Genomic DNA, 26,969 nt, shown 5'->3' with positions numbered 1-26,969 from the left:
GTCTTCGTCTCCTAGTACGCTATCCAGGCCAATAGTTCAAGGGTGTTATAACTGGATGCTCCGTATCCCGATACGGATGACGACGGCGCACCGACACCCCTGAATTTGTTGTATACGACGTACCGCAGGGAGAAGCGGGTATTCCACCACGGTAGATAGGAGGCTTCTATCCATTCATTGCTGGTATCTGGAGAACCACTACGCGAGTAGAAATTGGCACCATAAAGACCGGGATTAGCGGACCCCCACACGTTCCGGTATCCTCCCTGGATACCGTAGTGATCATGATACCAGTAGGTCGCATTGAGGTTGAGGTAATTCAAGTTACCAGACGAATTTTTCGGGGAGATAGTGCTTCCCGCTCCAAATTGCTGCTGCTCGTTTACCCACGACGCACGAACCGTCAGGTTATTGTTGTCGTTGATGTTGAGCCACTGAAGCTGGGTATCCAAGTCATAATCATCGAATGTATCAATGGGGCCACCCGCTTTATTGTATAGATTGTTATCCACGCTGTTATCATACACGCTGGACCACATACCATAGGTGCCGACTTCCCAGTTCCAGTTGCCCCAATCATGCTGGTAGGCGAGACGGACATAGGGTGCCGCACCGGACAGCCTGCCAGTAGGCCCGTTTCCGAAGACACTCGCAAATCCGCCGACAGGGTTAGTTTGGGTTCCTTGAGCGTTTGTATAGACATCAGCATCCGCGTACAGCCAGTTTGCCTTATTTGGCCCAAAAATATCTGCAGCATAAGTGCCCACGCCAGCCAACGGGTATCCCGCACCTGCTGAGTTTTCGATGAATGGCAGGGGCACCGCACCCGAGGACGAATAGTCTGACATAAAAAACGGTGCCTGCCAGTCCGGGGTGGTATTCCACAGATCCATAGCCGTAGGTGTGTTGTTTACGTCCACACCCGTGACCAAAAGATTATTCGTGCCGAACTTCCACGGATGGGTCCAAACAATGCTGGAATCATCAAAACTGAACCCACCGCCACCGGTGCTACTACCCCCACCAGAGTATGTTAAGTGTAGAAAGGAGCCGATATGTGGGGTGACCTCACCGGCATAGAACAAGCTCACCTGCTGTGGAAACTGAATATTATTATTTGGAGAAGCATTCGTATTGCCACCGCCAAGTGCTGCCTGCCCACCCGCGACATTGGTCGCTGAGGCTTGCAGAAAGATAGAAAATTGTGACACACGGGAGATGAGCACACCGACGCTGTTCCCGAATTTTGCTTGAAGCTTCTGTTGCCTTTGAAGATTTGTGGTGGTGAAGCCGAGCAATTTAAACATTCTGCCCATTGGCGTTAATTGCGGGTAGGAGGTGTGACAGGCCGCGCATGACCATCCGGTCTGTCGCGCAAACGAAGGCAGTGCCCAGGCACTTGAGGACAACGCCATACCCCCCACTGCTGCTAATGCTACTATTAATTTTTTCTTCTTAAAACCCATGGACCTTGAAATCATATAACCCCTCCATAGCGGTATGCGCCTTCAGACATATTAGATAAACAACATACGTTCATACACCAGGTCTTTCGTGCCAGGCTGGTAACACGAACTGCTTCACAACCCTCACACTATTAAATAAAAAACCGCAGCGGACGCGGAGTCATGGCGTAAAGCTCATGGAACCTTCTCCGTCGGCCACTGTCTCATTTCTAATGGGCAGGGTGTGGTACCATCAACACCCTCATGCACTATTTAGTACAAACCGTAACACTTTGCAACATCTTTTTCTGTTCACCATACATTACACGCTCGACCCGTCCCGGTGGTTCACCCTCAACGAGCCGCTGTTTACATCCGTAAAATTAGATTTAATATCAATGTGATACGTGCTACCCTTGCAGTCACTGATGAAAAAAAGCGTAGGAATAACAACAATCTATATAAGAAAAATATTATGTTGTAAATCACTTAATGTATACCTGCCGTTCACTTAATAATGGTTCCAGCCTCCGTGTTTCAAATAAGAAAGGTAGTATCACGACTCCCGCCAAAAGCCTTTCAGCTTGCTAACCTGGTAGATTCCATGGTTCTAATATTCCGGGGCCGCGAAAAATCCACTTTCAAAATCCGTGAGGCATTCTGAATCTCGTGGATATTCCCGATTGTATATAATGAATCGAGGGAGTTTTGTGACACACAATATTCAGAGTTATACGCTCGGGTATCGGGCCACGACCGTCAAGATGGCCCTCGTATAAAGGCGGACGCTGCGGGATGTGGATGGCAGATGCGCATTGTCAGGACAGCGCATCAGAGCATGGCTGGGGGGGAAGCGGACATGCATCCCATTATTTCTTTCGGCCCGGATTCAGCCAGCCAATTCCGGCTTTAGCACTGCTCCCAGGGTAATCCATCGAAACGCCAACCATTCAGACTGCTTCGGCAATGCTGATCACTCAGATCCCCTTCAAAACCATGCGCGACATTGTAAACGGCACTGAAACCATTTGCCTGTAAAAACAGGCCGGCCTCCAGTGAGCGGTGGCCGCTGCGGCAAATCAATAAGGTAGGGCGATCAAGTGATGTGGCTCGCCGTACGCGCGCCAGAAAGTCCGGGTTGATTTCCCAGTCCGGTTCATCTCGCCAAGGAATAGATAACGCTTCCTTTGGGTGCCCAACGAAAAGAAACTCCATTTCGCTCCTGACATCAACAAGCACGGCCTGTGAGTGTTCTTGCAGGAAGTTGAAGGCATCCTGTGCTGCGAGGTGTATTACCGACTTTGTCATATGGACCACCTAAGCAAGCCTGATTAGAAGGCTCTCTGAGCCGAATGCGCTTACATCACCCAACCTGCAAAACTCCAACAGCCAGCATGATCCATGCAGAAATGAGCGACAACCCGCCAATCGGTGTGACGGCTCCGAGCCAACCCTTGCCGGTAATTGCCAGGAGATACAGACTACCCGAAAACAACACTGTTCCTGCCAGCATAAAACCGCCTGACCACTGCATGAGGCTGGATTCCGGCAGTTGCAGTGCCAGCAATCCTACCAGCATCAGCCCCAGGGCGTGGTACAGGTGGTAGTGACTACCGGTGTGGTAAACGCTCATCATTTTTGGCGACAAGCGATCCTTCAACGCGTGCGCTCCGATGGCCCCAAATGCTACGGCAGTCCCCGCATTCGCTGCGCCAAGTGCAAGGAACAACTTATCCATCTGCGACATCAGGCATTTCTCCGCTAGAACATGGCTTCGACTTGCTACCAGTGCTAAAAACCGCCCTAATTACCACTCGGCTGTTGCAGAATAGAAAGATTTCGAGAATTTATAAGGGCTGGTGTGGCAGTGCTGAAAGGAGACATATGTTGACCTATAAGCTGCACTGAATACCATCCATTCCCCTGGTAGGATAGCACCTTGAATTTAAGCATAGCCATTGATAACGCAGCCGTATAGGTCTTTCCCACCGCGAGTACCCGCCCCGCATCCTTCTCGGCGCATCCAGACAAAGTCATAGTCGCCATCATCAATACCACCAGCATCAAATATCGCCTGCGCATGTTTCCACCTCCAGCGGCGTAATGTTCTAGGATTATGGGTATCAGGCCCAAAATGGCCCTTCGTCGTGCTTCTATAGTGCACCCTTTGAGCCTTCCAACTGTCCGTGCCCCCTAAGGCCTGTCAATAGCGCAAGAGACTACGCTTAGTAAAAGCACATTATCATCTCAAAGATAACTGTTCGGCAACAGATGCACGTTGACACTCTTGTCAAGACCATAATTCATTAAGTTGGCTGTGATATAACCCAATAAACGACTTCCATGCAACAACCAGTACGCGTGTGCCCCAAGCTACCGAGGACAAACAGGCACCGGACGGGCATCAGCGCGCATAAGGCACAAAAAAGGACCCAAGCAAAATGCTTGAGCCCTTGTTTCTTTTGGCTCCCCGGGACAGGCTCGAACTGCCGACCTAGTGATTAACAGTCACCCGCTCTACCGACTGAGCTACCGGGGAAAAGTGCGCGTATCCTAGCCTTCCGTGCTGCGCGCGTCAAGGACCATGCGCCTGCTTTTTTCTGCTCCTCAGAGCACGGCCCCTTGCCAAAACGTAGTATTTGGGCTATCTACTTTTTAGAGAAAAAAGAACGAGGGAGACGCCGGTGCGAAGGCAAAGCATTATGTTACCTATCGGCCCAATCCAGCGTGGGGGTGGACTTCTCCTGTTGTTGACTCTGGTCCTCAGCGGCTGCGCCACCATGACGCCGCGCTCGGCATACCCACCGGCAAGCAGCTCTCCCCATAACGCATCGTCCGCCGATGCTAGCCGCGCCGAAGCCGCCACGCTGGATGCCGTGCTCGTTAACGCTATCGCGCAAATTGGCAAGCCTTATCAATGGGGCGGAGAAAGCCCCCAGACAGGATTCGACTGTAGCGGATTCATTCAATATGTGTTGGCCCGCGCTGGAGTAAGCATTCCCCGAACCTCTTTTGCCCAGGCCGCCGCCCTACCCTCGGTGCGCCTCAACCACATTCGTCCAGGTGACCTGGTGTTTTTCAATACCATGGGCCAGCCCTTTTCCCATGTGGGCATCTACATCGGCGGCAAGCAGTTTGTCAGCGCCTTGAACCGGCAGCAAGGTGTAGCTGTGCAAAGCCTGCAGATTTCTTACTGGGCGGAACGTCTGGATGGCGTGCGGCGTCCTCTGCCCGCTGAGTTGTTAGCGATGCGGGGCAACTAACCAAATCTTTTTGAAACCACTACGTTGGTGAAACGCATCATGCATAAAAACTGGGCCGTATTTCCGAAAACCATATATGCCATTGTCGCAACCGCGGCTTTATCGGCATGCGCAACCAATATCGGCTTGATGAATCAAGCGCCGGCACCGGCGATCGTAACATCCGCGCCGCCTTTGCCCACGCTACCCCTCCCGGAGCAACCCAGCACCGCGAAGGTGCCAGGGAACAGCAACACCTGCATCAGCAATGTGGCGTTCCCCAATTTTCCCCTGCGATATCAGGAGCGGATGCAGGAAATCGCCTGCCACCTGCAAGCACAGGATGGTCTACCCGCCAGTTATGTGATTCCCACCCTGCAAAGCGCCAGTTTCAATGCCCGCGCCGTGGCACTAATGACGCCCCCGCCAGCGTCCGCAATCCCTGCAACACCCTATCCCTGGTGGCGCTATCGCGATCGATTCTTGCGTCAGAGCCGCCTGAATCAGGGCGTACAGTTCTGGCAGGAACATGCCGCACTACTGCACGCCGTCAGTCGGAAATATGGCGTTCCCGGACCGATTTTGATGGGCATTCTCAATATTGAAACGGGCTTCGGTTCTTTTCAGGGCGGATTCTCCGTGCTCAACAGCAACTTGAGCCTGGCATTGGCGTTACCTGGTCGGCGGCGGTTTTTTCTGCATCAGACAGCGGAGACCCTGAAGCTGGCACAGCGTTTGGGCGTTCCCCCAGGAACACTCCAGGGTTCACAGGCCGGCGCTATGGGCATGTCCCAGTTCCTGGCCAGCAGTTACCTGCGCTACGGCGTCACCTGGAATGACCCGCCCGGCGGCCCCATGCCCAACCTGTGGCAATCGCCTGCCGATGTCTTGGCTTCCACTGCCAACTTCTTCCGCGGCCACGGTTGGCAGCCGGGACAGCCGGTGCTGGGCCGGGTATCCGGCGATCAGGGCGCTGACGTGGCGCCATTTCTACAAGGCAAGCACCCGCTTGCGCAACTGCGCGCTGCCGGCATTCAGCCGGAGACCGCTTCGAGGCTCCCAGGATCAACGCCAGTGGGCCTGCTGCGCTTGCAGACAGAACGTGGCCCGACACTGTTCATCGCCTACCCGAATTTCTACGCCATCATGGGCTACAACTCGAGCACTTATTACTCGGCAACAGTCTGGGCCTACGCCGAAGCGATCAAGCGGGTTATCAACGGCTGATCCGGGACCATATCACGGGCACCACGATATTTGTCGGAGGCCGCCGCCCTTGTGCTAATATGGCGCCTTTGCCTTTCCAGAAAGGATGGAGTCCGGTGTGGCGTTAGAAAAATCGGGAATGCAATCTGTCGATCTGATCATACGTGCGCGCTGGATCGTGCCGATTCGGCCACAAACGGTGCTCCACGATCACGCCCTGGCGGTGCATGACGGACACATCATCGCTATTGGCCCTGCCGAAGACATCCGCGCGCGCTACGTAGCGTCGACCACTACACGGCTCGACCACCATGTCCTGATGCCCGGACTGGTCAATGCCCATACCCATGCGGCCATGACCCTGATGCGCGGACTTGCGGATGACCTGCCGCTGATGACCTGGCTGAATGAACATATATGGCCCGTAGAAGGCCGCTTTGTCAGCCCGGAATTTGTCGCCATGGGCACGGAACTGGCCATCGCGGAAATGCTGCGCGGCGGCACCACTACGTTCAACGATATGTACTTCTTCCCCGAGGCGGCGGCAGAAGTCGCCCACCGCATGGGCATGCGGGCCACCGTCGGGCACGTCGTCATTGATTTCCCCACCGCCTATGCGGCTAATGCCGATGCCTGCCTGCAGGCGGCGGCGGACTTGTTGCCGCGCCTGCGCAAAATACCTCTCATTCGCCAGAGTATTGCCCCCCATGCGCCTTACACTGTGGGTGATGCAGGTTTGCGCGGGGCGCGCGACCTGGCCAAAGCAGAAGCCCTGCCGGTGCACATGCATGTCCACGAAACCGCTTACGAGGTGCAGGAGGCCACTGACCGGGATGGCATGCGCCCACTGGCGCGCCTGGCCAGACTGGGATTACTGGACCAGCACTTTCTCGCCGTACACATGACCCAGTTGAATGACGAGGATCTGGCGATTTGCCGGGGCAGTGGCCTGTATGTAGCCCACTGCCCCGAATCCAATCTGAAGCTGGCCTCGGGGATGACACCAGTGGCCACGCTACGCAAACAAGGCACCCCGCTGGCGATCGGTACGGATGGCGCGGCCAGTAACAATGACCTCGACATGCTGGGTGAATTGCGCACTGCCGCCTTACTGGCAAAAGGCGTGAGTGGGGATCCCACCGCCTTCCCCGCCTGGGAGGCCCTGGAGGCTGCAACACAGGGGGGTGCGGAGGCCATCGGCTGGGGCGCAGAAACGGGCAGCCTGGAACCCGGCAAGGCCGCCGACTGTATCGCCATTGATCTGGATCATCCGGCCACTTTCCCGGTCTATGATCCGGTCTCGCAGGTGGCCTACTGTGCGGGGCGCGATCAGGTCAGCCATGTCTGGGTGCAGGGGAAGCTGCGCATTGCCGAAGGACGAGCCGTGGATTGGGACACGCAAGATTTATTTGCACGTGCCCGGGGCTGGGTACAACGCATTCGTGAAAAGGATAACGACGCATGAATATGGATCAGGCTGAAGTCCACAAGTTCGACGCCCTCGCCGATCAGTGGTGGGATACCTATGGACCCTTTCGTACCCTGCATGAAATCAACCCATTGCGTCTCGATTTCATCGCCAACGGCTGTGCTGGACTGAATGGCAAGAGAGTGCTGGATGTGGGTACCGGGGGCGGCATCCTCGCAGAGGCCATGGCGCGTCAGGGGGCGGAAGTTACCGGTATTGATCTCGCCGGAGATGGCCTAAATGCGGCGCGAAAGCATGCCGATGGCAGCCATCTCCGCATCGACTACCGGCAGATCGCCGTCGAGGATCTGGCTGTGGAAAAAGCGGAGTATTATGACGTGGTGACTTGCATGGAAATGCTGGAGCACGTCCCTGACCCCGCCGCCGTAGTGAATGCCTGTGTCAGCCTGCTGCGTCCCGGTGGCGATGTATTCTTCGCCACCCTCAACCGCAATCCAAAAAGCTATCTGCTGGCTGTTGTGGGTGCGGAATATGTCCTGGGCCTGCTACCGCGCGGCACCCACGATTATCAAAAGTTCATTCGTCCCAGTGAATTACTGGCCATGACCAAGCAAAGTCATCTGCACACCATGGCGCTCAAGGGGATGTATTTCGATCCCATCCGCCATCGCGGACGTCTAACCGATGATGTCAGCGTCAACTATCTGAGCCATGCCCGAAAAGCTGTCCTTGATGCCTGAGTTGGCAGCCGTACTCTTCGATCTCGATGGCACACTGGTGGATACGGCTCCCGATCTCGGCGCCGCAGCCAACCGCATGCGGACCGATCGCGGTCTATCGGCATTACCGCTGGAGATACTCCGCCCGGTCGCCTCCCAAGGGGCCCAAGGTCTCCTTCGGGTAGCCTTTCATTTGCAGCCGGAGGACCCGGATTTTGCGCCCATGCGGGCGGAGTTTCTGGAGATTTATGCCGCCCATATCTGCGAACAGAGCACCCTTTTCCCGGGTATGGCGGAAACCCTGACGAGCCTGTCGGCGCACGGGGTGGTATGGGGTATTGTGACCAATAAACCGGGATTCCTGACCCTGCCTTTGCTGAGCGCCCTCAAGCTGCCGGTGCCCCCCGGCGCCGTCGTCAGCGGCGACAGCACAGCACGCGCCAAACCCGATCCGCTGCCGATCACCCATGCGCTCGCCGAGATGGGGGTCTGCGCGGCCCGGAGCCTCATGATCGGCGACGATCCGCGCGATATGGCCGCGGGCAGGGCGGCGGGAACCCGCTGCTGGGCCGCCGCCTGGGGCTACCTAGAGACCGGTAACGACCCGCGGTACTGGGATGCCGACCAGATCATCCAGCGCAGCGAACAGCTAGAGTTCGCCCTTCTCCATTTCAACACCGCCCAGTAAAATAGGGTGCCCCTGACTGCGGGTGATCTGCAAAAGCGCCGCCAGCAGTATCAGGATACCGCCGAACAATTCCAGGAGCGTCGGCGCTTCCCCAGCCAGCCACCAGGCCGATAGCGCGCCCACAATGACCTCAAAAGGCATGATCACCGCCGAAACACTCACCGGCATCCGCGCCACGCCAAATTGCACCGCCACCGTCGCCCCGGCAATCCACAGCCAGGAAAAGGCCAGCAGATAACCGTATTCCGGCAATGGTAGCGCCGGTGAATACTGAAAAAATGCAAACGGCAAGGCAATCAGTACACAACCCCACCACACTGCAGTGGCGCGGTGCACATCACCGAGCGCCGTGTCAGCGCGCAGAATGACATTGCTCAGGGCGAAGGCGAGACCGGAAGAAATAGACAGCAGATCATTCGTATCCAGATCCGCGAGGGAAAACCCCTGACCATTACTGACAACCAGAGCCGACCCACTTACCGCCAGCAAGGCCGCAAGGCCACCGCGCCAGCCTATCGCCTCCTTCAAAAAAATCCGCGCGGCGAAAATGGCCCAAACCGGTGAGAGATAGAAGAGCAGAAGGATACGGATGACCTCCCCATGCACCAGCGCCAGCATGAAGGCCACATTGGTCCAGCCACCGAGTAGGAGCAGACCGACCAGAGTGCGCCCGTGCTGCCGCAGTTCATGGCGGCGACGCCAGGACCATAGACCGGCAGGTATCGCCAGCAATAGATAGACGGCCAAAATCAGCCACGCACCGCGCAGACCTGCCGCATCGAAATAGCGGAGCGGCCACCAGAGCACCCCCCAGAGGCTGGAACCAACCAGCAGGGCAATGATAGGCAAACGCTGTTCGCGCCTGGCAATTGCTGAGGTATTCGGAGTAATGGCTCATTTCCTGACAGGTCATTTACTATGGTCGAATCAATCCCCGCCGACGGGGGACAGGCTGAAGCATGCCTCAGAGAGCTTACTTTGGAAAGGAGCGAATAGCCTCTTGACGGAAATTCATAGGCTGACTTTGTCTGGCCCACAACTCCGCATAATGACCTTTTGCCTGTAACAGTTCCTGATGATTTCCTATTTCAGCAATATGACCGTTGGCCATCACAATGATACGGTCGAAGTGCGCGATAGTAGATATCCGGTGGGCGATCGCAATGACCGTCCGGCCGGCCATCAACTCATCTAATTCGTGTTGAATCTCCTGCTCTGTCACAGAATCCAACGCTGATGTTGCTTCATCCAAAATCAGAATTGGTGCATTTTTGAGGAATACCCGGGCAATAGCAATTCGTTGTCGCTGCCCGCCAGACAGTTTGATACCCCGCTCCCCGACCTGAGCATCCAGTCCGACACGACCAAAGGAGTCTACCAGATTCAACACAAATTCATCCGCCCGCGCCTTGCGAAGCGCCTCTTCGACTTCCACACGTGTAGCACTCTGACGCCCATAGCGCACATTATCGAGAATAGAACGATGCAACAGCGACGTATCCTGCGAAACCACGCCTACAAACTGACGAAAACTTTCCTGCTGCAGACCCCGAACATCCTGTCCGTCTATCAGGATACGCCCCTTGTTTACATCAAAAAACCGCAGCAACAAACTGACCATCGTAGATTTACCGGAACCGGAAGGACCCACAATCGCGACTCGTTCTCCGGGGTGAATAGTGATAGATACTTCATCGATATGCTTGATTTCATCTACCGTTCCATCAGACTGATGATAGCTGAATGACACGTCATCAAAGACGATGCTTCCTTCTTTATAGGCAAAAGGCTTGGCCAAAGGGGCATCGCCCATGATCCTGGGGCGATCTACCGAGCGCATACCATCCTGAACAGTACCAATATTTTCAAAAATTGCAGACAAATTATTGGCGACCCAGCCCGACATATTGGCAATCTGCCAAACCAGCGGTACGGCGGTCACCAGAATCCCCACCGAAATAGACCCTTCATGCCATAACCATATTCCCACCCCGGTGGTAGCACTCAATAATAGTGCATTTAGTACCGTCAAGGAAGTCATCCAGGTGGTGACCATCCGCAACGAAGCGTGAAATGCCGAGGTATGGCTCTCCAGTGCATCTCTGACAAACTGATCTTCATCTTCAGATTTGGCAAACAGCTTTACGGTATGAATATTGGTGTAGCTATCCACAATAGCGCCAGTAAGCCCGGAGCGCGCTTTAGAGAGCAAATTAGACCGCTGGGTAAGCCGGGGAATGAAAAACCACATCAATAAACCATACAGGATAAACCAGCCAAATACCGGGGCCGAAAGCTCCCAGCTTTGTCTCGCCAAAATAATGATCGAACTCACCCCGTAGGTGAGCAGATACCAGACCGCAGTCAGTGTCGCCACTGTACTTTCGCGCAAAGATGGACCCGTTTGCATGACACGATTGGCGATACGTCCGGCAAAGTCACTCTGGAAAAACCCCCACCCCTGACGGATCAGGCCACGATGATTCTGCCAGCGGATCAGATTGGTAAAATTTGCAGCGATCGTCTGGTTAGTCACGACATCATGAAAAAAGTGAATCGCCGGCCTTACCACAATAATAATAATGGCCATGATAAATATTGCGCGCAAGTCACCGGAGGGTAAATTATCTGACTTGGCATGCGCCACATAGCCCGTTATACTACCAATAAAAATAGGTATGGAAAGATCCACAATGGCCGTAACAGACCCGGCCAGGAACAAGAGGATCATTGCCCCTTTTACTTGAGATATGTAGTGCCAATAAAATTCCAAAACTGAAGACCGCCGCGTATTATCCGCAATCTCATGCGCCTCATGATCCCGGAAAATTTCGATCATTCTCTCAAACGTTTTATACATCAAATTCACCTATATTAAATGCATTACTCGGCGCGAAACGTGCGGCCAGCATTGTTTCCAAGGCATATCCATAACGCAATAAACTTGACTCACCTCCCGGGCCAGAGAAAAAAGTCGCCCGACCGGCAAGCCCTTGACCTGCTTGGTTTTCCCCGGCCCTGGCTTCAGGATTAACCTCAATGACACTATGAATACCAGCCATCCAATCCCCCACGATCATACGCAGCGATTCTTGCCAGACATCCATCAACGAGGTCAGCGGAGGTACAAATGCGGCGACACATCCAGTCCTGCAGCGTGGTCATATCCACTTCGGACAAGCCAGGAGAATTCATTAAAACCTCAAAACTATCAAAATGAAAGACTGATCAGAATAAATCACATCGCATGGTGATATGCGCGATGCCCGCTTCCTCAAAAGGCTCCCCCACGGCACGATAGCCCAGCTTTTGATAAAAAACTTCCGCGCTGCACTGTGCATGACACCAGACTTCTGATAAGCCCTGGTTACGCGCAGTCCGATGCACCATATCCATGACCCGCGTACCGACTCCACTGTGCCGGTGAGAAGCCAGAACGGCCAATCTGCCCACCTTCCCTCTTAAGCCGGGGTCAAGGCGCGCTGTCGCCACAAACGAGGACCCTTCTTGCGCCAAAAAATGTATGCAGAACGAATCACGATCATCCATCTCCATGTCTTCAGGCACGCCTTGTTCACGGACAAACACGGCTACCCGCAAGCTTGCAATGGCTACGCGCTGTTTGTTGAAGTCTGTCACGAACATTTCCATAACGGTCCCCATGTCAACCATATTGATTTAACACATTCACTGGGGACGTTGCGCTTCGCAACCTACCGAATACAACGCGGTGATCAGCTGATCATGGGTAACATTCCGGGCATATTTCACCATATATTCAGGATAAGGCAGAAAAATTACTGGTACCTGCTCATAAGCATAATTCTCATACGCATAGAGCGCCTTGATACCATTTTCTTGCGCACTATCACTAATTAATTGATCCATTTTTGGATTGCTATAATCGCCATAATTAGAACCGCCACTCGCATTGAATAAGCCATCCCCACTTGGGTAATAATCCGGGTTATAAGACCAAACAATCATTGATGCCTCCCACTTACCATGGGGGTGCAATTTTGCGAGCTCAAGATTAAAAGGTAAAATGCGGATCCGCATATCCACCCCAATACCCCGCCAATCGGCTTCCAACAACTCACTGACAGCCACCAGCGTTTGGCTCACATCCGGTACTAACATGGTAAGCATCAACTTCTGGCCATGACGGACCCGCACTCCATCCGGACCCGGCAGCCATCCTGCTGCAGCCAGCAACTGCTTTGCCTTAGTCGGGTTATAGACAGAAGCGGGATTCGCAACCAAGGCCTTCATCTCCGGCGAAAGATAGGTATCCGGATTGGTCGGAACCGGATTAAAGCTCGGGACACCCAGTCCATGAAAAGCCGTCTTGATGATTTGTGTTTGATTAACGGCCAGCGCTAATGCCTGGCGTACTTTCACATCGCGCAAAAATGCAACCTTCGGATTAGTGAAGTTTAGTGTAACATAATTAAACCCATAGCCACCATTACTCACGCAGGTGTTGAGATTTTTGACCATCCACCGTGCAGCATACAGATAGTGGGGAATCATCCCGGCCTGAATGACACCGGACTTAAGTGCCCAAAACGCACCCGAGTCAGAAGTATACATTTTGAAACGCAATTGCTGGAGGTGAGGCTGCGCCCCGGAATACTGAGGATTTCTCACAAAATCGATACTCCGGCCCGGCATAAATCGTGCAAGCTTATATGGTCCGTCCACAACGGAAACCATCCCCGCTTTATCCTGAAGTTTGAAGAGCGTATCGATGGAATACTTTTTCCAGCGCCAGGCAGGAACCGGGATCAGTTGAGATAAGCCATTTAATTCAAACCAGATGGGATTCACCGGGCGTTTAAGCGTAATCTGCAAGGTCCGCTCATTCAGCGCTACCGCCTTATCAATAATGTCCGGCATACCGCCCATTCCATCGTTGGCATAACGCGCGCCAAATCCCTGGATCATGCGCAGGCAAGCCAGCGTATCCTCGGCGGTGACCGGCTTCCCGTCGGACCACAACCAGGGTTTGAGCCGAATCGTGAACTGTCGACGATCCGGAGAAACCGTTATTTTCTGGGCAATGGACTGCTTCCAGTCAATTTTCAGATCGGTGCCAATCCAGATGAGGGGCCGAAACATCAGCGTGATAATCTGGGTGTTTGCGCTGGAATCATTATTCACCACGGGCAGCAGCGAATTGACATTCATGGGCGGAGCAAGTCCTACTGAAGTCACTGTCGTCAGAGCAGTAACCGGGGCAGCGCAGGCACTATCCACGACAAGCAAACCAGCACAGATGGTGTTAAGGAATAACAGAACATTGCGATAAAAGTTTTTCAGACCAAAGTCCTCAAAGCGTTATTTTTAATGTGGTCATTGCTCCGGGTAGCAAAGTACCTCCCCAGGAACGACTGCCATAGCTATGGGTTTCCGGAATCCGATGCAAGGTGGCACCCAAAGCCTCCAAATCACTGCCCAGAAGTTGGTACAAACTGGAGTCAACACGTACCGGCACCAACGGACCCGTCAGTTCACCCTGGTCCACCCAATAACAATCGTATCGGGTCATGGCCGTCAGGCGGCAACTCGCCGGGTCAGAAATATTAGTGTACCAGAGGCGGCCAATATAGAGGCCTGTACCAATCTGCCTGAGCACATCGGCATCCAGTAGGTCTCCGGCATGCAGGTGAAGCGCCATGGGCGCACCATCACTATTAATGGCGACATCAAACTCCCGTGCGGCACGCGGGCTGGCCAGAGACTGCTGCGCAGTACCGGCTGAGATCAGTGGGACCTCAGCGGGCAGCAAATAGCCCTGATCCGTAAATTGGGGGACACCCAAGGCCTGCCGACTCTCGTGGAGCGTCACCATACCGGCGAGTTGTTTTTCTCCGCTGTACAATTGCTTCAGCGGGCTACTACCACTTTGAATAGCCTCTATCGAAAAACCACTCCAACTCATGGTCCCCAGCAACTCCGCCAGGGCTTCGGCAGAAAGCCAGGCCCGGTAAGTATCGGGCTTGAGGGTCACTGCGGGTCGTTGCAGGGCGTTCAGATCGCGCGCCATGCCATCCATCAACGCGGAGATGTCCTGAATATCTGGCTGACTGCGCACCCGCTTGACTGCGTTGTATTCTGGATCAAAAAAGCTCACATCCACACTGCTGCCGCCGCCACGATGGATCAGACAATGCCCCAGACTACTGCATACTGCGAGGGTCTGTGGACCCGCCAAAACCAGTCCCACCAGGTCATGGTGGCCAGCAGAACCACAAAGAACCGTGACCAGTTCCTCAAAGTTTGTTGCCGGACAGAGTGCTCCCGTCTCCGTTTGTTGGGGGTCCTGACTCAAATTCAACCAGGGATCCGCCGGCACATGGGATAAGTCATCACGCAAAGCAGTGACCAACTGTTTCAGGTCAGAGCCGTAAGGTAGCTCGCCTTCCAGGGTCATGCTGACCATCGCTTCGCCATTACTCAGGGACAAGGTCATCACACTTTGATGAATGGCACCACTTTGGTTCACCCGCGCCTGCGTCAGGCGCGCATACTGGGTTTTTTCGACGTAAATCCTTGCAAAAAGTTGTTCTTTGGCCCGCACCAAAGTCGCCAATATGCCGGGTAGCTCATGAATATACTGATCTGTTGTGCTCATCATGCATTACCACCAAAGGTTTCAATACCACGGAAAAGACAGGGCGGTGAGGCGTGCCCAACCGTAATTGCCTGATTCGGCTCTCCCTTACCACAATAAGGCGTTCCCGAAATGCGATAACTCGCACGATCGCCAACCGCAATGAGTGATTTCCAGAAATCAAGGGTACGTCCGCGATAATTGGGATTTTTTACCCAGCCCTTGAGCTGCCCGTTTTCGATGCGGCGGCCCCATTCGCAACCGAACTGAAATTTATCGCGACGCTGATCAATCGACCAGGAGCGGTTTTCGCTCATCCACACACCGTCTTCCACCTGCGCGATCATTTCATCCATCGCGCAGCTGCCTGGCTCCAGATTAATGTTCGCCATACGATCAATGGGCTGACGCAACGGATCACACACCCGCGCACAAGCCACCGGTTCCATGCCAGCCCGCGCCGCAGAACGGGCACCACCCAGAGGTCTCTGCAAGATGCCTTTGTGAATCAGGTGGGTGCGTTGCGCCGGAGTACCCTCGTCATCATATGCATAACCCGCCAGTTCACCCGCTTCGGTGGGATCAAACACCACATTGAGCAGAGCACTGCCGTACTGCAGATGTCCGAAATCTTCCTGGCGCAAAAAGCTCCAACCCGCATAGTTTCTTTCATCCCCAAGAATTCGGTCCAACTCCAGAGGGTGGCCGATACTCTCATGAATCTGCAGGGTCATTTGCTCAGGAGAGAGCAAAACATCCATGACCCCCGTCGGGCAGTCTGGTGCCTGCAGCAGATCAAGCGCCTCGGTGGCCAACCGTTCCGCCGTAACGACGGTAAAAGCAGATGCCACGAAGGATTCGGCGGTCGCCGCACCTTGCGCATAAGGGCTGTAACTGCGCGACTGTGCTTCGTGCCCGTCACTGGCGGTTGCCTGCATATAGGGTATGCAGAGAAAAATCTCCTGGTGCTGCTCCGCCCCGGCGCTATGTAAAAAATACCGCTGGCGATCGACTGTTCCCAGACCAGCCATACGATCTTTGATGCGATTTTCTGTGTTCAGTGCCGCATCCAGGGTCGTCAGCCAGTCAAAGCGCTCTGCCAGAGACATTCCCGGGCCACCCGGCGAACGCCAGTGCCCCTTCTGATGGGGTTTCGGCCAGCTCTCCATTTCGGTCAGTCGAAACGAAGCCAGTTGTTCGGCCCGCTGAATGGCCTGCGTCACGGCTTTGCGCAAGCCCTTTGTAGATAGATCCGTCGTCGACGCATAACTCACATTGCCACCCGAGCCGACGGTGATCAGCGCCGCCCGCAGATATTGTCGCGCCGGTGCGGCCGCTACGCCCCGCTGCACCACGGTGCTCAATCGCTCACTTTCTTCCACCAGCACCGACCAGTAGGGCAGAGATTCCAGAAGATTAGCCGCCCGACGGGCCGTAGCACGCAAGTCATCACCCGAAACAACACGCAAAAAAGACATTATAATTCTCCAGGAAAATTCACGAGAGTGCCCTGGCCTGTTGTGGAAACTCCATATTTTCAACCGGTGCCAAGGGAAAATGGCAAGCCACATGATGTTCTGCGCTGAGGTTCTGGAGCAGGGGGCGTTCGCTGCTGCAGCGGGTTTCAGCCTTCGGGCAGCGGGTATGAAAGGCGCAGCCGGCCGGGGGGTTGACGGGTGACGGTGGCTCCCCTACGGATGGGGGTAAATGTGCGCCCTCCCCCTGGCGAACCATGAGTGGCAGGGCATCCATGAGGGACGCCGTATAGGGGTGGGCCGGGCTGCTGATCAGGGTGCGGGTTGGCGCAATTTCCACCACCCGCCCCAGGTACAACACGATAACCCGTTGCGCAAGGTAAGAGACTGCACCCAGATCATGACTGATGAACACGTAGCTCAGACCCATCTCGTTTTGCAGGTCGCGCAACAGGTTCAGAATACGCGCCTGCATGGACACGTCGAGGCCGGACGTCGGTTCATCCAGGACCAGGAGTTGCGGTTCAGTGGTCAGGGCACGGGCAATGGCCATGCGCTGCCGCTGACCGCCAGAATACTGTCCGGGATAACGATTCATGGCCCGCCGGTCGAGGCCCATGCGTTCAAGCAGGGCTTCCGCTTTCTGGCGGCGTTCACCAGCCCTGCCGATATGTTGCAAGAGCAGGGGCTCCATGATGATTTGTCCGACCGTCATGCGGGCGTTCATGGAGTCGAAGGGATCCTGAAAGACCATCTGCATTTGCTGGCGGTAAGGGCGGATCTGTTTCTCAGTGAGGGCGGTGAGATTGGTTCCATTGAGATGGACTTCCCCGGCACTGGGCCGGACCAGATGCAGGATAGCCCGCCCGAGGGTGCTTTTACCCGAACCAGACTCGCCGATCAAACCGATAGTTTGCCCCTGCTCCAGGCCGAAGCTGATATCGCTGAGGGCATGTACGGTACCCTGACTTTGCCGCAATAAGCCACCCTCGCCGAGATTGAAGCGCACATCCAGTTGTTTGACCTCTAACCAAGCGCTCATGACACGGCTCCGACCGGATGAATGCAGTAGAAGTAATGGGCGCCACCCTGCTGCGCCGGATAGGCGGTCAGACACTCGGGGGTCATGGCCGGGCAACGGGGGGCAAAGCGGCAGCCTACCGGAAACTCCTGGGGCCGGGGCGGTAATCCGTCAATATCGCTCAAACGTTCTTCCATATTCACCAAACGCGGGATGGCATGGAGCAGAGCCTGGCTGTAGGGGTGGCGAGGGGAACAGAAAAAGTCCTCTGCCGGCCCCTGCTCCACCGTCTTGCCCGCGTAGAGCACCATAACCTTCTGGGCATACTCGGCGACCAGGGAGAGGTCATGGGTGATGAAAATCACGGCCATGCCGTGTTCCTTCTGCAGGCGCTGAATGAGCCGCAGAATCTTGGCCTGATTGATCACGTCGAGGGCCGTAGTGGGCTCATCGGCAATGAGCAGGCGCGGGCTGCAGGCCAGAGCCATGGCGATCATCACCCGCTGACGCATGCCGCCGGAGAACTGGTGGGGGTAGTCGTCAAGACGCCTTTCCGCATCGGGGACGCCGACTTCCTGCAGGAGCTGCCGGGCATGACTGCGGGCGGCCGGCGCCGTCGCCCCGCAGTAGAGTCGGTACGGCTCGGCAATTTGCTGGGCGACAGTGAGGCTAGGGTTCAGGGAGGACAGGGGATTCTGGAAGATCATCCCGACCTCCCGGCCTCGGGTGGCGCGCAGGGCAGTCTTGGAAAGCCGGGTGATCTCTGTATCTCCCAGTTGCACCGAGCCACTACTACGCCCTCCCCAGGGAAGCCATCCCATGAGGGCGGCGGCGGTCATGGATTTACCGGAACCCGACTCGCCAACCAGGCCCAGCGTTTCTCCGGCCGCCACCTCAAAATTCAGGGATTCGATCACGTTAAAGGCTTTGCGGCCGCGCCCGAAGGTCACGGTCAGATCGTTGACTCGTAAACCCGTCACCTGTTCGCTACCACTACGCTGAGGGCTCTGGGGATCATTGAGGCTTTGGACCCGGTCACTGCGCATATCGGTCTCCCGCAGGGGTATATGGGAACGGTGGAGGGCTTTCGCAGTCATCTTAGCGACCCTCCAGCCGGGCGAGCAGACCCTGACCCAGCACGTTCATGGCGACAATGGCGAGAAAAATGGCCACCCCCGGGAAAACGATCAGCCACCAAGGTCCGATAATGACGATCTGCAGGCCATCATTGAGCAGTCCGCCCCAGGAAGCATGAGGGGGTTGAATCCCGAGCCCCAGAAAGGACAAACCCGATAAAGCCAGAATCAGATCGGCGACCATGAAGGTGGTGTTGACGATCAAAATGGGCAGCATGGAGCGCATCAGGTGGGCCCGCGCAATATAAAACGTACTGGCCCCGAACTGCCGGGCGGCGAGAATGTAATCCCGTTCCTTATAGGCCAGGGCTTCATTGCGGACGATACGAGCGAGGCCCGGCCAGGACAGGAAACCTAGCACCAGTACCAGACTCAGGGTGTCAAGGGGGATGATGGCCGCAAAGAAAATCATCAGGACGATTCCGGGCAAAGCCAGCAGGGCATCGAGCAGGCGCATCAGGACCTTGTCCAGCCAGCGTGGGCTGAGTGCCGCCGTCATGCCATAGAGAATCCCGAGGAAGATGGCGATGAAAGATCCCAGCAAGCCGACTTCCAGAGTGGCCCGGCCCCCTTCCATCATCCGTGCCAGCATATTGCGCCCGAGGTTATCGGTCCCGAAAGGAAACTGCCAGGAGGGTGCCAGCAGAATGTGGTTGGCGTGAATAGCCAGAGGGTCGGCGGGATAGAGGAGTGGCCCAACCCAGGAGAAGAGCATGAGCAGGACAAAAATGCTGAGCCCTGTCCAGGTCATGGGGTGGCTGTACTGCCCCACCCAGTGACGCAGGGAGTCGGACCACAGCCGGGTGAACATCCCGGGAATGGGGCGGGCCACCAGGCTGTTGTTCACGGTCATGTCGGTCGGATGACTACTCATAGCGCACCCGTACATCGAGAATACTGTTGGTGAGGTCGGCAGCAAGGTTGCCGAGAATCGTCAGCACCCCGATCAGCAGCACAATAGCGGTCAGGGTCGGATAATCCTGTTCCAGGGCGGAGCGCCAGAGCAGCCAGCCGAGACCGGGATAGTTAAAGACGCTCTCGGTGAGGATGCCACCGACGAAAATGCCGGGGATCATCATGCCGATGACCGTGACCAGGGGGCGGATGGCATTACGCAAGACATGATTGATGGCAATCCGCAAGGGCGGAATACCCCGGGCCCGGGCGGTACGCACATAGTCGAGGCGGTACTCGCTGCGCGCCTGGTGGCCAAAGTAGCGCGACAGGCCAGCCGTCAGGGGCAAGGCCAAGGTAACGCCGGGCAGGATCATATGCTGGATATAGCTCCCGATATGGGGTCCTCCGCTCTGCCAATGCTCGTCGCCGCCAATACCGCCCGGCGGAAACCAGTTGAGATCAATCGCAAAGAAGAGAATAAGCAGGGTGCCGATAAAAAATACCGGCAGGGAGTAGACGATAATTTGCAGTCCACCGATCACCAGACCTGGGGTGCGTTCTGCCCAGTAGCCTTGAAACATGCCGATGATGACGGAGAAGACGATGGCGATAGCCGTCGCCAGTGCATACAGCAGGATGGAGTTCTCCAGATAGGAACCCATCAGCGACACCACCGGGGCATGTTGGGTGAAGGAATAGCCAAGATTGCCTTCAAACAGATGCGCCCACCAGATGCCATACTGTTGCCAGAGCGGGTGATCAAGACCCATCTGCTGGTTCAGCGCCGCCACCGCCTGCGGTGTCGCATGCATGCCCAGAATACTGTACGCCGGGCCGCCGGGCGTCGCGTGAATCAAAAAAAACACGATGGTCACCAGCAAAAATAACGAGAGGGCGGAGGTGCTCAGACGATTTAAAATCATACGTTTCATCATCACCCTACCCCCGGCTGATCCAGATAAACTGCGGATTAAAGCTCCCCAGAGGGCTAAACGCACGAGTTAATCCGTGGAGTTGCAAGGCGGCCTCCACAAAAATCTTCATATTGGGCAACACGATGACCGGCTGTTGTTCGGTAAAATAGTTCTGGAACTTGTATAACGCCTGCAAGCCTGACTGAATCCGAATCTTATCGGACAACGCATCCATTTTTTTGCTGCAATAATGATAGTTGTTCTGAGTGCCGCCGCACTTGAATATAGAGCCTCCCGTCGGGTAGGCGCTCTGGCTCCAAGCCAAATACACGGCCTGCCAGTGTCTATTGCTCGGGTCCGACATTTGCGCAATTATTTCATTGAACGGTTTTTCACGCATACGCACTTCTATCCCCACTTTTGCCAGCATATCCGCCAGCAAGGTGGGACCCCGTATCATTCCGGGCGGCAGATACAGCGTGAAGGTCAGGCTGTGCCCATCTTTCATGCGGATCCCATCAGACCCCCGGTGCCAGCCCGCCCGGTCGAGCAATTCATCCGCCAGGGCGGGGTCGTAGGCGCCCTGGGAAAGGAGCCTCTTGGCTTCTGGCGACAAAAATGCCGGGGGCACGCCCGGAACAAGACCAAAGGCGCGGACGCCATATCCATATCCCAAGATCCTGATGAACAGGTCCTGGTTGATGGCGTGCATCATCGCCTGGCGCACCAGAGGATCACGCACAAAAGCAATGTGCGGATTGTCAAAATCAAACCCGAGATAATTGAAGCCCCACGCCGGTCCGGTGGTCAATAAGCGATCTCCCCTCAATTGATGGCGCGCGGGGTAGAGCGGCGCGGGCAGGTTTCCCAACTGGATGGCACCGCTCTTCAGGGCGAAGAAAACGCTGGCGGGAGAATGGATGAATCGAAAAATCACTCGGTGAATATAAGGCTTATCCGGACCCGAGAATCGCCGGTTGGGGACCATGCTCACATAACGCCCGGGATGGAATGACTCCAGGCGGAAAGGTCCGTCCACGACCCGAAAAAAGTTCAGACTCGTCATCCGATCATACATCTGGTTGACCGAATATTTGTTCCAGACCTGAGCCGGATAGGGAACCAGCTGGTTTAATCCGCTCAACTCGAACCAAACCGGATTGACGGGCCGCCGAGTCACTACGCGAATCTCGTAAGGATTCACCACCGTCAAAGCCGCCACTTCCCCAGGAATACCACCACTGGCATAACCCGGATATTTGGGGCCGAGCTTCAGAATCATGTGATAGGTATAGGCCACATCCGCAGCCGTGACCGGGACGCCATCGGACCATTTCCATCCCTTGGACAAATGAATGGTGAAAGTGCGGTGTCTCGGTCCGACGACGACCGCGCGGGCGACACTCAGCCCGTAGTCAATCTTGAACTGGCGGTTGATCCAGAGCAGTGGCTGATACATCAGGCCGTCGGCCTCCGTGTCGAAGGCCGACGAAGTCAACAAGGGGTTGAACCCGTTCATCGCCGCCGGGGGGCAAAGGCCGACGCCGGGGATGGTGGTCAGCGTACCGCCGTACCGCGGGGTGGCCGCAAAACCGGAGCAGGAGAACAGTATTCCAGAAAAAATAACCCATAGATAACGCGCAGCTTTACAACATAAATCATGGATTAATCGCATCAGGATAACTTTAGTACAACGGGCCTGACGAATAAATCCCATAAATTCTCACAAGTTCCCAGGCAGTCGGAATGCTATTTCAATTTATCGCTGTAGGCATCGAAAATAATCAGCCTTTATGTGCTTATACTATAAAGCTACCTATTATGATACCCAACCTCAAGTCATATTATAGCAGGATTCGTACCAAACATACCGGGAATAGCATACAGGCTTTCGTCTCCCAACGGTCATGATGCGGATATCACTTTGTTTCTTTTATAATTTCAAAGATCTGTCCATCCCGAAACGAGACTAGTGTTGCCGCATCTCGACCTCTTTCGCAGAACTAAAGCACAGCAGGAACGCTCCATTCTGGTGCAATGCTTGCACGGAATGCACCATCATGAGGTGCTGAATCGCAGCCATCGTATGCTTTGCGTCAAAAATTGGCACAAGACCATTAAAGTTTTTACTTATTTAATTAGCATGTTATTACGCATATCTTGCCTTTCACCGACAGGAATTGCACAAACTACATCACCCCTGTAGATATGGCACAACATTTGCTTTGTAGATTGCCGTCGAGACTCTCTCCAATTAGCCTTGCGGCAGGAGTCGAGCCCTGAGTTTTTTATTTCTATGAAGTCATCTCATGGAGAAATAAATAATGTCCAATCATAGAATTAAAGCGCACGCAAACATCGCTACAGCGACAATTCTGGCCCTATACCCCTTCCTCACCACCAACGCGTTCGCTGGAACTGACTCTAGCACGGTCAGCAAATCTTCCGATGCTTCTCCTGCCAACAAGGTGGTCAAGCTGAAGGAAATCAAGAAAAAATATCAGAAGTTATTGGTGGGTGAACGCAATATCGCCTCGGCAATGTCAGTGATCACTCCGGAACAGATTAAACATGCCAGTTCCTCGGAAAACATTTACAGCCTCCTCAAGAGAACCCCCTCCGTCAATGAATATCAGCAGAACATCGGACCGGGGACCCCGGTGCTGACCGTGCGCGGCGTGCGTATGTCGCAACTCGCCCAGACGCTAGATGGAATTCCGATGACCAGTTTACTCTCCGGCGGTGAGGGTGCGTATCTAAACAACAATATAGGCAGCGTGGTCGCGACCGGGCAAATCCAGGGAATCCATGTTTATCCCGGCGTGGCCCCGCCGGACCGTGGCGGGTTCGCCACGGTGGGCGGCACGGTAAACTATATCACCAAACAACCCACGAACAAGTTTTACACCGATCTTTTTAGCAAGATCGGGGCCTTTTCCACCGACGTCTACGGTGCCCAGATCAACTCTGGAATCATCCCCCATACGGATGGGCTCAAAGTGCTGATGCGACTGAGTCAGACGCAAACCGCCGGTTACATCCAGAACACGCCGGCGCGCTATACCGACTTTCTGTTCAGCGCCGTCAAGCCGTACGATTATGGCCTCTCCAAAGTGACCGCCACGGTTATTTATAACCGTGGTAATGGCTATCTCATAAGCGCCCCCTTACCAACGGCCCAACTCAACAAATATGGTATTTTTTATAATGTGCCGCTATCCGAAGCGAGCACACAAGAAGTCAATAATTATGTCACCGCCATTCTCGGCGACAGCACCTATATCAACCGCCATCTAGTGATAGGCGGAAAATTATACTACAGGGGCCGATCGAGCACTTTCTCCGCCTATACGAACCCGGCGTACATCAATGCCAGCTACCCTTATCAAGTCAACTTCAATGCTCCATACTTTGCCTACGGGCCGCTAGGAGGGCCAAACAATCCTAACAATTATTTTAGCTATAATCCTGAGCAGGTTTTCGGAAGTTATACCGCCGGGGAGGCCGCACAGCTTAGCGATCAATCTTCAGAGACCATCGGCTTCGCCCCGAAGGTCAGCATATTTCTACCTTACAATGATATAACCATAGGCGGCCTTATTGCCTCGGAAAACAACAAGGCCAACCAGTATATATATGGCACCCTAAACATGCCAAAGATAAATGGATACAACTCATATACGGGCACCCAAGGTTTTGGAGGTGAAGGTCATCGTGAAGTTTATTCGGGTTACATTCAGGACAAAATAAATATCCTGGACAACAGATTACACATCGAACCCGGCGTCACGATCACTGGGGTTTCCTCAAATCAATTCCAGCCGGTCAATATTTATGCCTCGCCAAACAACTCCTACAACCTAGGAAACTACGATAAAGAGATACTGCCTTATCTTGGCCTCTCTTATGACGTGACACACAAAGTCATAGCCTATGCAAGCTACGGCAAAGGTGCGCGTTTCGCACCGATCGCCGATTACATCCTTGGGCCGTCCGGAAGTTCGACCGTTGCGCCGGGACCGGAAACGGTGAACGCCTACGAAACAGGTGTTCGCTATGTTGGGAAACACCTGTACCTGAATTTCGATGGCTACCTGCAAAACATGCACGGAATGTTCTCGTTCTACACGAATTACCTCACCGGTTTTTCCCAGTATGCGAATGTCGGGGAAGAGCAGATGAAGGGCCTGGAGTTTTCTGGAAAATATCTGATCACGCCGGATTGGTCCGTATTTGGGTCCGCCTCATATACCAAAGCGACCTACATGAATAGTTTTTCGGCCAATGATACCCCTTTTGAAGGCCAATACGGTTATGTTTTCGCCGGGAATCCTCTGCCGGCCGTGCCCAATTGGCTGGCCAATCTCGGGGTAAACTACCATAGAGGGGGGTTTCATGGGGAAATCTACGGTTCCTACACCGGTTCTCAGCCCACCACTTACGACCTGCCCCCCACCGAGACCAACCCCCTTCTGGCCGACGCCACGGTGCCCAACGCATCGAATTATCTGGCCGGCTACTTTCTGGTCAACCTGAGCGCCAGCTATAAAATCCCCATCCACAAAAACCATTTACAATCACTTACCGTGAGCCTGAACGTGGACAATCTTCTGGATCGCCACTATTACGTCCACTACTACCAAAGTTACAAGGAGTATGGCTTCAATGCGGTGGGGCAACCCTACGATCAGGCATATCCCGGAGAACCTCGTTTCATAGAGGTCGGCCTTTCCGGTCGCTTCTCCTGATGCGCCTTGTTTTATAACCGGCCAATGAGATATTGCGATCTCCGGTTCCTGCTACCCGGCCTTGGCTGAGGCATCACGAGGCGCATCGCTTGGATATCGCGATCATCGGTGCCAATGGCAGCACCGGCAAACATATGGCCAGCCGCATTCTCCTGGAGAAGATCTTGCTCCCCACGGATCGCTTACAACTTGTGGGCCGCTCCACGGGGGCCAGCGCATCTGCCTTGTATGGCTTTCGGCAAGACCTGAAAGACGCTTTTGCAGAACACTGCCCCATTATCGATATCGCCTTGCGTCCCGAAGAGATCGTGGCCGATATCATTCTGATGACGGCAGGGTCGACTATTCATCCTCATGCCAACAAAGACGAACCACCCCCCAGCCGCGATGAATTGGCGTCATACAATCGCGCGATGGCCATACCCTATGCCGAAGCCATAGCGAAATATGGATATGGCCACGAGATTGTTATTGTCGTCACCAATCCGGTAGAACTGATTGTCCAGGTATTCGCCGATCACTATGACCGTAGGCGCGTTATCGGTATGGGCGCTTATCAGGATAGTCTGCGGTTTCGCCGGGAAGTAGCCCGTTCCATCAACGTCTCTCGTGAAGCAGTGCGGGCGATGGTGCTTGGCGAGCATGGAGATGGCATCGTCCCACTGTGGAGTAGTGTTACCGTGCAAGGATTCTCCGAATCTGAAACCGCAAGAGCCATCCGGCAAGTGCGGAGCAGTACGTCCAGCGTACAGTTCCCCGAGACCCTGCAACGTCTGCGCGATGAAATCATTCAGATCGCTCAGAGTGGGCATATGAGTGAAGCCTTTCAGCGTTTTGATACACTCCCTCCCGACGTTCGGGTCATGGTAGGGCCATTTCTGACACTTTTTTCCGGTGCCAAAACAGATATCGCTACAGCGCATGCCACTGTAGACTTGGTTAAGTCTATTTTAAGTGGCAAAGATACCGTTATCGCTGCCCAGGTCGTTCTGGATGGTGAGTTTCTGTCTGTATCCGGCCCGGTCGGCGCCCCCGTAGTAATCAGCCCTAAAGGCTGGGATGGTGTCTATCCCGTCCCGCTCTCGGATGGTGAGCAACAATTATTTTTCAAAGCCGTGCAATCCATCCAAAGGAAGCTTCTATTATGGAATGCATAGCCAATGACGAGAATCTTCCCTTGCAAACCATCGTTCTGATGGTCCAGGATGAACCGGGCACCCTCTTCCTCGTCTCCTCCGTGTTTTCAAACCGGGGTATTTCCATGAAAAGCATTCAAATGCATGAGGATAATCCGCCGATGGACTCCGTACGTCTCAGCAGGCTCACCATTCGCTTCCGGGGAGAGGACAGCCGCAAGAAAATCATCAGCCGCCTGCTCTCCAGGCTTGACTGTGTCATAGAATCCCGATGATAAGACGTGATACCCGCCCCAG

At 54.6% G+C, this 26,969-nt stretch carries 23 protein-coding genes and 1 tRNA gene; 8 read left to right on the top strand and 16 right to left on the bottom strand.

From position 1 onward, the window contains the following. Positions 1 to 11 precede the first annotated feature (11 nt). From H2515_RS06570 to H2515_RS06555, 4 genes are all read right to left on the bottom strand, one after another. Positions 12 to 1,481: a cytochrome C gene (locus tag H2515_RS06570; RefSeq protein WP_065414354.1), complete on the bottom strand. Its 1,470-nt coding sequence runs from the start codon at positions 1,479 to 1,481 to the stop codon at positions 12 to 14. Between the two features lie 873 nt (positions 1,482 to 2,354). Continuing rightward, complete coding sequence (locus H2515_RS06565; RefSeq protein ID WP_035190464.1) at positions 2,355 to 2,753, bottom strand: rhodanese-like domain-containing protein; 399 nt, start codon at positions 2,751 to 2,753, stop codon at positions 2,355 to 2,357. Positions 2,754 to 2,808: 55 nt separating this feature from the next. Next, a complete protein-coding gene (locus H2515_RS06560) occupies positions 2,809 to 3,192 on the bottom strand; it encodes a DUF423 domain-containing protein (protein WP_081919164.1) in 384 nt (127 codons plus the stop codon). A 716-nt stretch (positions 3,193 to 3,908) separates the two neighbouring features. Then, positions 3,909 to 3,984, bottom strand: a tRNA-Asn gene (locus H2515_RS06555). A 163-nt stretch (positions 3,985 to 4,147) separates the two neighbouring features. Between H2515_RS06555 and H2515_RS06550 the strand changes: the two genes are divergently transcribed. The 5 genes from H2515_RS06550 to H2515_RS06530 all read left to right on the top strand — a co-directional run bounded on the left by H2515_RS06550 (position 4,148) and on the right by H2515_RS06530 (position 8,729). Then, positions 4,148 to 4,708: a C40 family peptidase gene (locus H2515_RS06550; RefSeq protein ID WP_071183040.1), complete on the top strand. Its 561-nt coding sequence runs from the start codon at positions 4,148 to 4,150 to the stop codon at positions 4,706 to 4,708. Between the two features lie 39 nt (positions 4,709 to 4,747). Further along, complete coding sequence (locus H2515_RS06545) at positions 4,748 to 5,914, top strand: lytic murein transglycosylase (RefSeq protein WP_198661228.1); 1,167 nt, start codon at positions 4,748 to 4,750, stop codon at positions 5,912 to 5,914. Between the two features lie 97 nt (positions 5,915 to 6,011). Beyond that, entirely contained in the window at positions 6,012 to 7,358 is a 1,347-nt protein-coding gene (locus H2515_RS06540; RefSeq protein ID WP_232821594.1) for a TRZ/ATZ family hydrolase, read from the top strand. Further along, entirely contained in the window at positions 7,355 to 8,062 is a 708-nt protein-coding gene (gene ubiG / locus H2515_RS06535; RefSeq protein WP_065414358.1) for a bifunctional 2-polyprenyl-6-hydroxyphenol methylase/3-demethylubiquinol 3-O-methyltransferase UbiG, read from the top strand. Before H2515_RS06540 ends, ubiG begins: the two co-directional genes overlap by 4 nt. Then, complete coding sequence (locus tag H2515_RS06530) at positions 8,055 to 8,729, top strand: HAD family hydrolase (RefSeq protein WP_198661227.1); 675 nt, start codon at positions 8,055 to 8,057, stop codon at positions 8,727 to 8,729. The genes ubiG and H2515_RS06530 overlap by 8 nt, the downstream gene beginning before the upstream one ends. On the opposite strand, the gene H2515_RS06525 is transcribed toward H2515_RS06530, so the two are convergent. From H2515_RS06525 to H2515_RS06470, 12 genes are all read right to left on the bottom strand, one after another. Continuing rightward, positions 8,691 to 9,578 carry a DMT family transporter gene (locus H2515_RS06525; RefSeq protein ID WP_232821593.1) on the bottom strand — a complete coding sequence of 296 codons (888 nt, stop codon included), beginning with the start codon at positions 9,576 to 9,578 and terminating at the stop codon, positions 8,691 to 8,693. The two genes, H2515_RS06530 and H2515_RS06525, sit on opposite strands and share 39 nt — an antisense overlap. 124 nt (positions 9,579 to 9,702) lie before the next feature. Beyond that, positions 9,703 to 11,589: an ABC transporter ATP-binding protein gene (locus tag H2515_RS06520; RefSeq protein ID WP_051984656.1), complete on the bottom strand. Its 1,887-nt coding sequence runs from the start codon at positions 11,587 to 11,589 to the stop codon at positions 9,703 to 9,705. Further along, the gene (locus H2515_RS06515; RefSeq protein WP_198661226.1) at positions 11,582 to 11,836 is read right to left on the bottom strand and encodes a hypothetical protein; all 255 of its coding nucleotides are present in this window, start codon (positions 11,834 to 11,836) and stop codon (positions 11,582 to 11,584) included. Before H2515_RS06515 ends, H2515_RS06520 begins: the two co-directional genes overlap by 8 nt. 121 nt (positions 11,837 to 11,957) lie before the next feature. Beyond that, entirely contained in the window at positions 11,958 to 12,380 is a 423-nt protein-coding gene (locus tag H2515_RS06510) for a GNAT family N-acetyltransferase (RefSeq protein ID WP_232821592.1), read from the bottom strand. 36 nt (positions 12,381 to 12,416) lie between these two features. Then, on the bottom strand, positions 12,417 to 13,919 hold the full coding sequence (locus H2515_RS06505) for a peptide ABC transporter substrate-binding protein (RefSeq protein WP_198661225.1): 1,503 nt from the start codon (positions 13,917 to 13,919) through the stop codon (positions 12,417 to 12,419). Between the two features lie 142 nt (positions 13,920 to 14,061). Beyond that, complete coding sequence (locus tag H2515_RS06500; RefSeq protein WP_198661224.1) at positions 14,062 to 15,369, bottom strand: metallopeptidase TldD-related protein; 1,308 nt, start codon at positions 15,367 to 15,369, stop codon at positions 14,062 to 14,064. Continuing rightward, positions 15,366 to 16,823, bottom strand: a complete 1,458-nt coding sequence (locus H2515_RS06495) for a TldD/PmbA family protein (protein WP_198661223.1) — start codon at positions 16,821 to 16,823, stop codon at positions 15,366 to 15,368. Before H2515_RS06495 ends, H2515_RS06500 begins: the two co-directional genes overlap by 4 nt. Before the next feature lie 19 nt (positions 16,824 to 16,842). After that, positions 16,843 to 17,862, bottom strand: coding sequence for an ABC transporter ATP-binding protein (locus tag H2515_RS06490; protein WP_065414367.1), 1,020 nt, complete (start codon positions 17,860 to 17,862; stop codon positions 16,843 to 16,845). Continuing rightward, a complete protein-coding gene (locus H2515_RS06485) occupies positions 17,859 to 18,938 on the bottom strand; it encodes an ABC transporter ATP-binding protein (RefSeq protein ID WP_198661222.1) in 1,080 nt (359 codons plus the stop codon). Before H2515_RS06485 ends, H2515_RS06490 begins: the two co-directional genes overlap by 4 nt. 1 nt (position 18,939) lies before the next feature. Then, on the bottom strand, positions 18,940 to 19,851 hold the full coding sequence (locus H2515_RS06480; protein ID WP_198661221.1) for an ABC transporter permease: 912 nt from the start codon (positions 19,849 to 19,851) through the stop codon (positions 18,940 to 18,942). Further along, positions 19,844 to 20,809: an ABC transporter permease gene (locus tag H2515_RS06475; protein WP_198661220.1), complete on the bottom strand. Its 966-nt coding sequence runs from the start codon at positions 20,807 to 20,809 to the stop codon at positions 19,844 to 19,846. The genes H2515_RS06480 and H2515_RS06475 overlap by 8 nt, the downstream gene beginning before the upstream one ends. A gap of 4 nt (positions 20,810 to 20,813) precedes the next feature. Then, complete coding sequence (locus H2515_RS06470; RefSeq protein ID WP_232821591.1) at positions 20,814 to 22,463, bottom strand: peptide ABC transporter substrate-binding protein; 1,650 nt, start codon at positions 22,461 to 22,463, stop codon at positions 20,814 to 20,816. Positions 22,464 to 23,112: 649 nt separating this feature from the next. Here H2515_RS06470 and H2515_RS06465 point away from each other — a divergent pair. From H2515_RS06465 to H2515_RS06455, 3 genes are all read left to right on the top strand, one after another. Then, the gene (locus H2515_RS06465) at positions 23,113 to 25,536 is read left to right on the top strand and encodes a TonB-dependent receptor (RefSeq protein ID WP_198661219.1); all 2,424 of its coding nucleotides are present in this window, start codon (positions 23,113 to 23,115) and stop codon (positions 25,534 to 25,536) included. 89 nt (positions 25,537 to 25,625) lie between these two features. Next, positions 25,626 to 26,693: a malate dehydrogenase gene (locus H2515_RS06460; RefSeq protein WP_198661218.1), complete on the top strand. Its 1,068-nt coding sequence runs from the start codon at positions 25,626 to 25,628 to the stop codon at positions 26,691 to 26,693. Next, entirely contained in the window at positions 26,681 to 26,947 is a 267-nt protein-coding gene (locus tag H2515_RS06455; protein WP_198661217.1) for an ACT domain-containing protein, read from the top strand. The genes H2515_RS06460 and H2515_RS06455 overlap by 13 nt, the downstream gene beginning before the upstream one ends. The last annotated feature ends 22 nt before the right edge of the window (positions 26,948 to 26,969 follow it).

The sequence above is a fragment of the Acidithiobacillus ferrivorans genome (assembly GCF_016250455.1).
Lineage (GTDB): Bacteria > Pseudomonadota > Gammaproteobacteria > Acidithiobacillales > Acidithiobacillaceae > Acidithiobacillus > Acidithiobacillus ferrivorans.
The sequence above is the reverse complement of the archived record's forward strand: the minus strand, read 5'-3'. Positions and strand labels throughout refer to the sequence as shown.

Coding starts and splice junctions, on each gene's coding strand:
- H2515_RS06475 (WP_198661220.1), bottom strand. CDS start 20,809: ATGATGAAACGTATGATTTTAAATCGTCTGAGCACCTCCGCCCTCTCG.
- H2515_RS06500 (WP_198661224.1), bottom strand. CDS start 15,369: ATGATGAGCACAACAGATCAGTATATTCATGAGCTACCCGGCATATTG.
- H2515_RS06520 (WP_051984656.1), bottom strand. CDS start 11,589: ATGTATAAAACGTTTGAGAGAATGATCGAAATTTTCCGGGATCATGAG.
- H2515_RS06490 (WP_065414367.1), bottom strand. CDS start 17,862: ATGAGCGCTTGGTTAGAGGTCAAACAACTGGATGTGCGCTTCAATCTC.
- H2515_RS06505 (WP_198661225.1), bottom strand. CDS start 13,919: ATGAATGTCAATTCGCTGCTGCCCGTGGTGAATAATGATTCCAGCGCA.
- H2515_RS06495 (WP_198661223.1), bottom strand. CDS start 16,823: ATGTCTTTTTTGCGTGTTGTTTCGGGTGATGACTTGCGTGCTACGGCC.
- H2515_RS06545 (WP_198661228.1), top strand. CDS start 4,748: ATGCATAAAAACTGGGCCGTATTTCCGAAAACCATATATGCCATTGTC.
- H2515_RS06485 (WP_198661222.1), bottom strand. CDS start 18,938: ATGACTGCGAAAGCCCTCCACCGTTCCCATATACCCCTGCGGGAGACC.
- H2515_RS06480 (WP_198661221.1), bottom strand. CDS start 19,851: ATGAGTAGTCATCCGACCGACATGACCGTGAACAACAGCCTGGTGGCC.
- H2515_RS06550 (WP_071183040.1), top strand. CDS start 4,148: ATGTTACCTATCGGCCCAATCCAGCGTGGGGGTGGACTTCTCCTGTTG.
- H2515_RS06570 (WP_065414354.1), bottom strand. CDS start 1,481: ATGATTTCAAGGTCCATGGGTTTTAAGAAGAAAAAATTAATAGTAGCA.
- H2515_RS06565 (WP_035190464.1), bottom strand. CDS start 2,753: ATGACAAAGTCGGTAATACACCTCGCAGCACAGGATGCCTTCAACTTC.
- H2515_RS06560 (WP_081919164.1), bottom strand. CDS start 3,192: ATGTCGCAGATGGATAAGTTGTTCCTTGCACTTGGCGCAGCGAATGCG.
- H2515_RS06530 (WP_198661227.1), top strand. CDS start 8,055: ATGCCTGAGTTGGCAGCCGTACTCTTCGATCTCGATGGCACACTGGTG.
- H2515_RS06470 (WP_232821591.1), bottom strand. CDS start 22,463: ATGCGATTAATCCATGATTTATGTTGTAAAGCTGCGCGTTATCTATGG.
- H2515_RS06515 (WP_198661226.1), bottom strand. CDS start 11,836: ATGGATGTCTGGCAAGAATCGCTGCGTATGATCGTGGGGGATTGGATG.
- H2515_RS06465 (WP_198661219.1), top strand. CDS start 23,113: ATGTCCAATCATAGAATTAAAGCGCACGCAAACATCGCTACAGCGACA.
- ubiG (WP_065414358.1), top strand. CDS start 7,355: ATGAATATGGATCAGGCTGAAGTCCACAAGTTCGACGCCCTCGCCGAT.
- H2515_RS06510 (WP_232821592.1), bottom strand. CDS start 12,380: ATGGAAATGTTCGTGACAGACTTCAACAAACAGCGCGTAGCCATTGCA.
- H2515_RS06455 (WP_198661217.1), top strand. CDS start 26,681: ATGGAATGCATAGCCAATGACGAGAATCTTCCCTTGCAAACCATCGTT.